Below are 5,338 nucleotides of genomic sequence, written 5' to 3' on the forward strand. Positions count from 1 at the left end.
ACAGGAACCACAGCCGCTGCTGTTCGTAGGAGAGCGGGATCCGCTCCGGGCGCGGCTGCGCCGCCCGCAGCGGCGGCCGCGCGTTCGCACCGGCGGCGGCGATCCGGGCCGCGAGCCCGGCCACCGTCGGCGCCGCGAACAGGTCGTTCACCGACACGTCCGCGGACAGCACCGTCCGGACCCGGCTGACCAGCTTGATGGCGAGCAGCGAGTGGCCGCCCAGGTCCAGGAAGGAGTCGTCGACGCCGACCTCGGCCACGCCGAGCACCTCGGCGAACAGGCCGCAGAGGATCTCCTCGCGGGCGTCGCGCGGTCCGCGGCCGGCGCCGGCCGCGGCCAGCTCGGGTGCGGGCAGGGCAGCCCGGTCGACCTTGCCGTTGACGGTCAGCGGGATCTCGTCGAGCACCACCACGGCGCCCGGGACCATGTATTCCGGCAGCGTCTCGGCGAGAGCGACGCGCAGCGCGGCCGGGTCGAGCTGCGCCCCGGCCACCGGCTGGACGTACCCGGCCAGAGCGTCCTCGCGCACGACCACCACCGCCCGGCCGACACCGGCCTGAGCGGCCAGGGCGGCCTCGACCTCGCCGAGCTCGATCCGGTAACCGCGCACCTTCACCTGGTCGTCCGTGCGGCCGACGAACTCCAGCACCCCGGACCCGGTCCAGCGCACCACGTCGCCGGTGCGGTACATCCGCGAACCGGCGGGACCGAACGGATCGGCCACGAACCGCTCGCTCGTCAGGCCCGGGCGACCCAGATATCCGCGGGCCAACCCCGCGCCGGCCACGTAGAGCTCGCCGACCGGAGCCGGCAACAGGCCGTCGTCCAGCACGTACAGCCGGGTGTTGGCGACCGGGCGGCCGATCGGCACCGGGCCGGGGCCGTAGTCGTCGCCCGGGCGCAGGGTGTGCTCGGCCGCGTTGACGGTGAACTCGGTGGGCCCGTACGAGTTGGAGATTGTGGCGTCCGGATGCCGCTCGTGCCAGCGCCGGGCCGCCTCGCCGAGCAGCTGCTCGCCGCCGAGCATCAGCGTGCCGGACGGCGACACCCGCTCGGGCAGCGACTCCAGCAGGGTCAGGTGGCTCGGCGTGGCCTTCAGGAACGACGGCTGCGGCTCGCCGGACAGGTCGCCGCTGAGGTCTGCCAGCCGCGCGCAGCCGCCGGTGACCAGCGGGGTCCACAGCGCCGTCACGGTGAGGTCGAACGCGACCGACGAGTGCACCAGCGCGGTGCCCGCGGCGGCCGGGTAGGCCTGCCGGGCCCAGCGGAGGTGGTCGGCGAGACCGGCGTGCGGCACGACGACGGCCTTGGGCGTGCCGGTCGACCCGGAGGTGTAGATGACGTATGCGGCCTGCTCCGCCCGCGGCTCGGGCAGCGTGACCTCCGGCGCCGCGGCGGTGTCCAGGCCGTCCAGCACGTCCGCGGACAGCACCAGCACCGGTGCCGCGTCCGCCAGCACGAACCGCACCCGCTCGGCCGGATAGTCCACATCGACCGGCACATAGGCCGCACCGGCCCGCCACACCGCGAGCAGCGCCACCACCAGATCCACCGAACGCGGCAGCATCACCGCGACCAGCGAGTCGGGGCCGACGCCCCGCGACACCAGCCACCGGGCCAGGTCGTCGGCGCGCGCCGAGAGCTGCTCGTAGGTGAGCAGGTCACCGCCGGCGGCCACGGCGGGCGCCTGCGGGGTCAGCGCGGCCTGGCGGCGGAACAGCTCCGGCGCGAGTTCGCCGGGCTCCACCACCGGGCCGGTGCCCGCGGTGAGCAGCCGGTCCCGCTCGTCCCCGCCGAGCACGTCCACCCGGGACAGCGGCTGGTCCGGGTTGGCGACCAGGGTCTCGAGGATCCGCTCGAGCCGCCGCGCGATGGCCTCGGTGGCCGGCCGGTCGAACGCGTTCGGGTCGAACTTCAGCCGGAAGCTGAGCCCGTCACGTGGCAGGACCACCAGGTCGAGGGCGTAGTGCGAGGCGCTGTACGCGGTCGCGCCGGTGACGTTGACCCCGCCGCCACCGCCGGCCGAGGCGTCCCGGGCGGCGTCGTCGATCGGGTAGTTCTCGAAGGCCATCTTGGTGTCGAAGAGGTTGCCGACACCGGCCTGCTGCTGGATCTCGGCCAGTCCCAGGTAGTGATGCTCCAGCAGCCCCACCTGCTCGTCCCGGACCCGGGTCACCACCGCCCGCAACGACTCACCGGCGCCCCACCGCACCCGCACCGGCACCGTGTTGATGAACAGACCCACCATCTGCTCGACCCCGGACAGCTCGGCGGGCCGGCCGGACACCGTCACGCCGAACACCACGTCCGACCGGCCCAGCAGGCGGCCCACCACCACGCCCCACGCCACCTGGACCACGGTGTTCAACGTGACGCCCAGCCCCCGCGCGGCCGACGACACCGCCGCCGCCAGCCCCGCGTCCAGAGCGAACTCCACCTGCTCCGGAACCACCGCCGCGGACTCCTCCGCGGCCCCGCCGGCCACCAGCGACGCACCCGGCAGGTCGGCCAGCGCCGCACCCCACGCGGCCCGGGCCACGCCCCGGTCCCGGCCGGCCAGCCAGGACAGGTAGTCCCGGTAGCCGCGGACCAGCGGCAGGCCGGACGCCTCGCCGGCGCTGAGGTAGAGCTCGAGCAGCTCGCGCAGCAGCACCGGCATGGACCAGCCGTCGAGGATGATGTGGTGGTTCGTGATCGCGAACCGGTACCGCTCGTCGCCGAGCCGGATCAGCTGGAACCGGATCAGCTGGGCGCCGCCCAGGTCGAAGCGGCCGGTCCGCTCCTCCAGCAGGGTCTGCTCGACGGCCTTGTCCTGGTCGTCGCCGTCCAGGTGGCGCAGGTCGACGTCGGTCCAGCGCAGCGGCGGGTCGCGGTGGATGAGCTGCACCCACTCCCCCGACTTGCGCTGCCGGAAGGCGGCGCGCAGCGAGGCGTGCCGCTGCAGCAGTGCGCGAGCGGCAGCCCGCACCGCGCCGGCGTCCACCGGGCCCTCGATGATCAGCGCCAGCTGGGCGGTGTAGGTGTCCTGGGTCTGCTCGTCGTAGACGCTGTGGAACAGCAGACCCTCCTGCAGCGGCGACAGCGGAAGGATGTCCTCGATACTGCGTGCCGGCTGGCTCATTCGTTACGCTCCCCGTCCCCGTAAAGGTCAAGCTCAAATTCGTCGATCTCGTCCTGCGTCATCGCGACCAGCGACACGTCCGACGGCGTGAGGCCGCCGGCGTCCGGGCTCTCGGCGTGGGCCACCAGGGCCCGCAGCGCGGTGAACCACAGCTCGGCCAGCGCCTGCACCTCGGCGGCCCCGACCAGCCGGCCGGCGAAACTCCAGTTCGCCCGCAGCTGCAGTCCGTCGCCGCCCTCGAACGCCACCGCGTTCAGCTCGACGACGTGCGCCAGGCGCATGCCCGGGTCGACGCCACCGGCGCCGGCGCCGTCCGGCAGCACCCGGAAGGCGTCGCCGCCGTCGGCCGGTTCGCTCCACCGGCCCAGGTAGTTGAACCCCAGCTCGACCCGGCCCGCGGCGGCGAGCTGTTCGGCGGTCACCGGGTTCAGGTAGCGGAGCAGGCCGTAGCCGAGGCCGTCGTCGGGCACCTGCCGCAGCTGCTCCTTGACCTGCTTGAGGACCTGCCCCGCCGCGGCACCGCCGGCCCAGGCCGAGGCCCGGTCGAATGCCCCCGTATCCAGACGCACCGGGTAGAGGCTGGTGAACCAGCCGGCCGTGCGGGACAGGTCCATACCGGGGGCAAGGTGATCCAGACGGCCGTGGCCCTCCAGATCGACCACGAACGGGCCGCCCGCTCCGCCCCGGCCGCGCTGCCACTCGTCGACGGCCAGCGCGAGGCCGGCCAGCAGCACGTCATTGACCCCGGCGTGGAAGACGCCGGGCACCCGGGTCAGCAGCGGCACCGTCACCGACTCCGGCAACACCACCGACAGCTGACCCACCGTCGCGTACGTGTCCTGCGGCCCGAGCTCGCCCAGGCCGAGGCCGGCCCGCCGGCCCAGCACCGACTGCCACACCGGCAGCTGGCCGACCCAGCGCGGCGACACCGCCTGCTCGCCCAGCCAGGACGCCCACCGGCGCAGCGAACTGCCCACCGGCGCCAGGGCAGCGCACCGGTAGGCGGCCGCCAGATCCGGCATCAGCACCCGCCAGGACACGCCGTCCACGGCCAGGTGGTGGACCATCAGCAGCAGCCGGCCGGGCGCGTCCGGCCCGGCGTCGAAGTACACCGCCCGCACCACCACTCCGGATCGCGGCGCCAGCTCCTCGCGGGCGGTGACCGCCCGCTTGGCGACGACGTCGTCGACCTCCGCGACGGACCGGCCGGACACGTCGACCCGGGACAGCACCGTCGCGGCGGACACCGAGCCGACCGGCTCCACCCGCATACGGAACCCGTCCAGCAACCGCAGCCGCAGCGCATCATGGCAGTCCAGCAATGCCTGCACCGCGGTCCGCAGCCGGTCCCCGTCCGCCCCGGCCGGCACCGACAGCACCAGCGACTGGGCGAAACCGTCGATCGGGCCGCCCAGCTCGGCCAGCCAGGCCACGATCGGCGTCGGCGGCATCTCCCCGACGCCCACGTCCGGCACCACCGGGCCGCCGGCACCGGCCAGGCCCGCCAGCCGCGCCACGGTCTTGCCCTCGAAGACGTCCCGCGCGGACAGCACCACGCCGACCGCGCGCGCCCGGGAGACCAGCTGGATCGACATGATGCTGTCGCCGCCCAGGTCGAAGAACGAGTCGTCGACGCCCACCTCGGCGACGCCCAGCACCTCGGTGAAGAGGCCGCAGAGGACCTCCTCGCGGGCGTTGCGCGGGCCGCGGCCACCGGTGGCGGTGACCTCGGGGGCGGGCAGCTTGGCCCGGTCCACCTTTCCGTTCACGGTCAGCGGGAACTCGCCCACCACCACGATCGCGGCGGGCACCATGTAGTCCGGCAACGTCTGCGCCAGCACGCTGCGCAGGGCCGCCGGGTCGAGCCCGGCGGCGGTGGCCGGCTGCACGTAACCGATCAGGCGGCCCTCGACGACGACCGCCAGCGCCCGGTCCACCCCGGGCGCGGCCTCCAGCGCCGACTCGATCTCCCCCAGCTCGATCCGGAACCCCCGGATCTTCACCTGGTCGTCGGAGCGGCCGACGTATTCCAGGACCCCGGCCGCCGTCCAGCGCACCACGTCGCCGGAGCGGTACATCCGGGTGCCGGGCGCCCCGAACGGGTCCGCGACGAACCGGGTGCCGGTCAGACCGGACCGGCCCAGGTAACCACGGGCCAGCCCGGCTCCGGCGACGTAAAGCTCGCCGGCCACCCCGACCGGCACCGGCAGCAGACCA

Annotated in this window: 2 protein-coding genes; both read right to left on the reverse strand. The window is 74.5% G+C overall.

Annotated features, from left to right (window positions below; translation table 11 throughout):
- The coding region (locus Ari01nite_RS49145; protein ID WP_203791629.1) for a non-ribosomal peptide synthetase at window positions 1–3,121 on the reverse strand (3,121 nt) is incomplete at its 3' end.
- On the reverse strand, window positions 3,118–5,338 hold a 2,221-nt coding region (locus Ari01nite_RS49150; protein ID WP_203791631.1), incomplete at its 5' end, for a condensation domain-containing protein. The genes Ari01nite_RS49145 and Ari01nite_RS49150, both read right to left, overlap by 4 nt.

The organism is Paractinoplanes rishiriensis (genome assembly GCF_016862375.1).
GTDB lineage: Bacteria > Actinomycetota > Actinomycetes > Mycobacteriales > Micromonosporaceae > Actinoplanes > Actinoplanes rishiriensis.